Source organism: Haliscomenobacter sp. (genome assembly GCF_033763495.1).
Classification (GTDB): domain Bacteria; phylum Bacteroidota; class Bacteroidia; order Chitinophagales; family Saprospiraceae; genus Haliscomenobacter.
This window is the reverse complement of sequence record NZ_JANRKL010000045.1, coordinates 1-4,385: the sequence shown is the minus strand read 5'-3', so window position 1 is coordinate 4,385 and position 4,385 is coordinate 1. Positions and strand designations below refer to the sequence as shown.

Annotated in this window: 2 protein-coding genes; both read left to right on the top strand. The window is 46.4% G+C overall.

Annotated features, from left to right (window positions below; translation table 11 throughout):
• On the top strand, nucleotides 1–1,430 hold a 1,430-nt coding region (locus SFV55_RS05640; RefSeq protein ID WP_320028495.1), incomplete at its 5' end, for a T9SS type A sorting domain-containing protein.
• 365 nt (nucleotides 1,431–1,795) lie between these two features.
• Nucleotides 1,796–4,183, top strand: a complete 2,388-nt coding sequence (locus SFV55_RS05635; RefSeq protein WP_320028494.1) for a TonB-dependent receptor — start codon at nucleotides 1,796–1,798, stop codon at nucleotides 4,181–4,183.
• The last annotated feature ends 202 nt before the right edge of the window (nucleotides 4,184–4,385 follow it).

The following is a 4,385-nucleotide window of genomic DNA, read 5'->3' as shown; positions in this document are numbered from 1 at the left end:
TTACCTTCGATCTCAATGGCAAATTACAGATGGAAAACATTCCGGCTTCTGGTGATTGTGATCGCTTCCTGTGGCGAACCAAAGATATTGGAGGCGGCAAACGGCTATTGATCAATAAAGCCAAGGGAGAAAATTCCCCACTCTTACTTTCTGCGTCGGGTGCACTCAGCTTTGCTAGTGGGCAAGGTGTGCAAGAATGGGAAATCAAGCCATCGGATGTTAACAAATACGGTACCAATGCCTACCAATTGATTGGGGCAAATGCAACAAAAGCATTGTCTTTCACCAATGTAGTGCAAGCAGACAACCCCGTAGCAGGTAATAAAAATCAGACCTGGGTGCTCCAGTTTAATCAAATGGTTAGGGATTATTTTCTGCCCTTGCCCACCAAGGCGAACCTGCTCGCCCATTATGTGGACAATCCAAATGTCAACGTGAACACCTCTGCCGAGGCGATTGCTGCATCGTACAACAAATTTTTGAAAGGAACCAATGGCGTCACCTTTTTTGCCACCAATACGAGCAGTGATTGGGTCCTGGTCAATTATTATTTGACGATTACCAACATGCTGAATGCCATTGTTTCCCCCAAACCTTCCGACCCTAAAGTAGACCCTAATCTTGTAAAAACGCTTGCAGCTTTGAAAGGGCAGAGTTTGATCCTTATCAATAAAAACGACCTGAACAGTGCTGTACCCAGTCAGTTTTTTACAACCTGGATGACGAAACCCAATGCCGCTCAATTTAGAGGTATGGCCGCGTATGGTCAACCTAAAAAAGCCATTTTGGCCAACGAAGAACTAACCTGCAAGACCGGGATTGTCAATCGCCCACTGGACAATACTTTCAGAAAATTTGATCATGGCGTACATGAATTTTGGCATGCTGTACAGGAATTGTGTGGTTACATCCCCATAGTAGATGCCAACAACATGTGTGATAGTGAAAGAGGCAAGAGTTCTGAATGTTTTTGTTTTTATGCCCAAACATGGTTCAATAGCAATGGCAGCAATTATTACTATCCAGGTTTGAGAGCCTATGATGCCGCTCGGGCTAGTTTTATGAAGAAAATCTTCAATGAATCCAATACCTGGCAGCCTCCAGTAGATTTGCGCCTGAATGGGTACAATCCCTCTGGTTCTCCAGCCGCAACCACGCCTACCCGTGATATTCTACCTGTTTATTCAATCAGTGCCTACCCCAACCCTTTCGATGAAGTTTTAAACATCGAAGTAAGGCTTGAAAAGGCCAACCCTCTTGAAGTTGAAATCATCGATGCGCTGGGCAGAGTGCTAAGGGTACTTAAATCATCCAATGTTACGGACAAACATTTTTTCCAAGTCCAAAATCTGGATCACGAGGGAATTTTATTTGTCAAAGTCAAAAGTGATGGGAAATATGGCCTCGTTAAAGTTGTAAAAAACAATTAGGCTGGCTCTAAGTATGGCGCCCATTTTTATAGATTGCAAGCAGTTGATCGCGACTGCTTGCAACCTTTTTTTAATGTTCTCAACCTTCATTGTCAAAAAAGTCCGCTCCCTCCATTAAAAAGCACTTAAAATGCGTTAAAATTTTTCCTTGTATTTTTATTTTCACCACTACTTTGTTACTTTTGCCCCAGCGCAGTTGCGCATTCCTATCTACATACAACTTCACATACAATGGATTATCTAACATTTGTCATATTTGGCTTGATCAGCACAATGTATTTTTGTGCCAGGTCTGATTTTTTGGGTACACACATTTTTTGCTCTAACACACATTTTACTCTAACTCTTGAAAAATTTTTAATCCTATGTACAAGTATTTACTCGGGTTGTTGTGCCTGTTGCCATTTTTGGGCCAAGGCCAAACGGTAAAAGGGCGCATCACCGATGCCCAAAACCAGCCGCTCAAAGGCGCTGCCATCCTCTGGAAGGGAGGTAGTACCGGAGTGGAAAGTAACGCTGAAGGGCGTTTTGAAATCGCCCTGCCACCCAACCAAAGTGAAAAAATCTTACAAGTTAACTTGTTGGGCTATGTGCCACAGGAAGTACCGCTGCAGGACGACTTTTACGTTGATGTAAAAATGATCGCCAACAGTATTGACCTCAACACCTTCACTGTACGGGAATTAAGCCAGCAACAGACTGTGATCGAACGTTTGCCGGAGGTAATCGGCACCTACATTGCCTCGGGCAAAAAGAACGAGGTGATTACAATTGCCGATTTGGATGTCAACCTCGCCGACAAAACCGGACGTCAGCTCTTTGCCAAAGTCCCCGGCGTTTTTGTGTACGACATGGACGGCTCGGGCAACCAAATCAACATTGCCACCCGGGGCCTCGATCCTCACCGCTCCTGGGAGTACAACGTGCGCCTAAATGGGGTAATGACCAACAGCGACTTGTATGGCTACCCCGCCAGCCACTTCAGCGCCCCGATGGAGAGTGTGGAAAAAGTAGAGTTGATCCGGGGAACGGCCTCGCTGCAATACGGCGCAACCTTTGGCGGTATGATCAATTACGTGACCAAAACGGCGGATACTACCCGTAAAATTTCCTACGAAGGCCAGTTCAATTATGGCTCTTTCGATACCCGCAGCATGTATCATGCGATTGGTGGCAGAATTGGCAAATTCAGCTATTATGCCTATGCGCACAACCGCGCTTCGGATGGCTACCGCGACAACGGCGACAGCAAATCCAATGGCCAATTCCTGTCGCTGGCCTATGCTTTTTCACCCAAGCTAAGCCTCAAGGCCGAAATCGCCCATTCTTACTACAACTACCACATCCCAGGGCCACTTTCTGACGGCTTGTTTTACGACAATCCCCGGCAATCCACCCGTGCCCGCAACTATTATGCTCCCGACATTTGGGTGCCTTCCCTCAATCTGGACTGGAAAATCAGCCCGCGTACCCAGCTTAGTGTGATTACCAATGGCCTTTACGGTACGCGCAACAGCGTAATGTTTGTAGGTTTTGCAGACAAACCAGACGTGCCCAATGCAGCAGGGATTTACGCCAATCGCCAGGTGGACATCGATTATTTCAATAGCTTCACGGCTGAAGCGCGTTTCAAACACCAGTTCACTACAGGTGGCATCAAACACACCACCATTGCCGGCGTACGCTACATCAACAATGACCTGAACCGTCAACAGATCGGCAAAGGTACAGCTGGTTTTGACTACGACCTGAGTTTGATCACACCTGGATATGGTCGGGATTTGTGGTTCCGTACCGGGAATATCGCTGTATTTGCAGAACACCTCTTACAATTGAACCCACGGTTGTCGGTGTCGGGTGGTATGCGGGTCGAAAATGGTACCACCAATATGACTGGCACCATTTCTTACCTCGCTCCAGCCAAAGTGCCCAATGCAATCATCCACCGTTTCCCACTATTTGGCGCCAGTGCACAGTACAAATTGAATGGCTTTGCCAGCTTGTACGCCGGGATTTCAGAAGCTTACCGCCCGGTCATTTTTGCTGACGTGATTCCCACCAATGCACTGGAAAAAATCGACACCAACCTTTTGGATGCCAAAGGTTTCAATGCCGAACTGGGCATCCGGGGCAATTGGCGCAACCGTGTCCACTTTGATGTTTCCGTTTTTGCCCTGCACTACAACAACCGCATGGGCAGCACGATTATTCAGGAAAATGGCCAGTCTTTGGTGTTTAAAACCAACCTGGGCAATACGATCACCCATGGGGTCGAGTTTTACACAGAAGTGAATGTACTTCAAACCAAAAGTGCCAACATCAGTGTATTTACTTCAACCTCTTATTTTGATGCCCGTTATGTGCAAGGTACTTTGGTATCGGGGGGTAAAATTACCGAAATTGTGGGCAATCGGATTGAATCTACTCCAGAGTGGATGACGCGCAATGGCATCCAGGGGCGTTACCGTGGATTGAGCGCTGCTTTGCAGTACAGTTGGGTGGCCATGAGTTATTCTGATCCAGAGAACACTGTTAATCCAAGTCCGAATGGTTCCAAAGGCACTGTACCTGCCTACGGCTTATTCGATTTCAACGCGACCTATCGTTTCAACAAACATTTCTCCCTACGGGCCAGCGTAAGCAACTTCACCGACACGCAGTATTTCACCAAGCGGCCTACGATTTATCCGGGGCCGGGAGTTTGGCCTTCGGATGGGAGGTCGTTTACGACAACGTTGATTGTTAAACTCTAGAAATATGATTATCAGTGAATTGAAGATTTTTTTGAGTTACGAGTACATGACTTACAAGTTTTGAAGTAAAGGGAGAGTTTTGAAGTGGGGGACCCCCGCGGCGAAGTAAAACAACGTGTACAATAACCAGCGGTGGGGGGAGGGAAAAAAAAAAAAAAAATTATTTTTTAAAAGTGACAAAGAAAAAACGGATGGCAAAAAA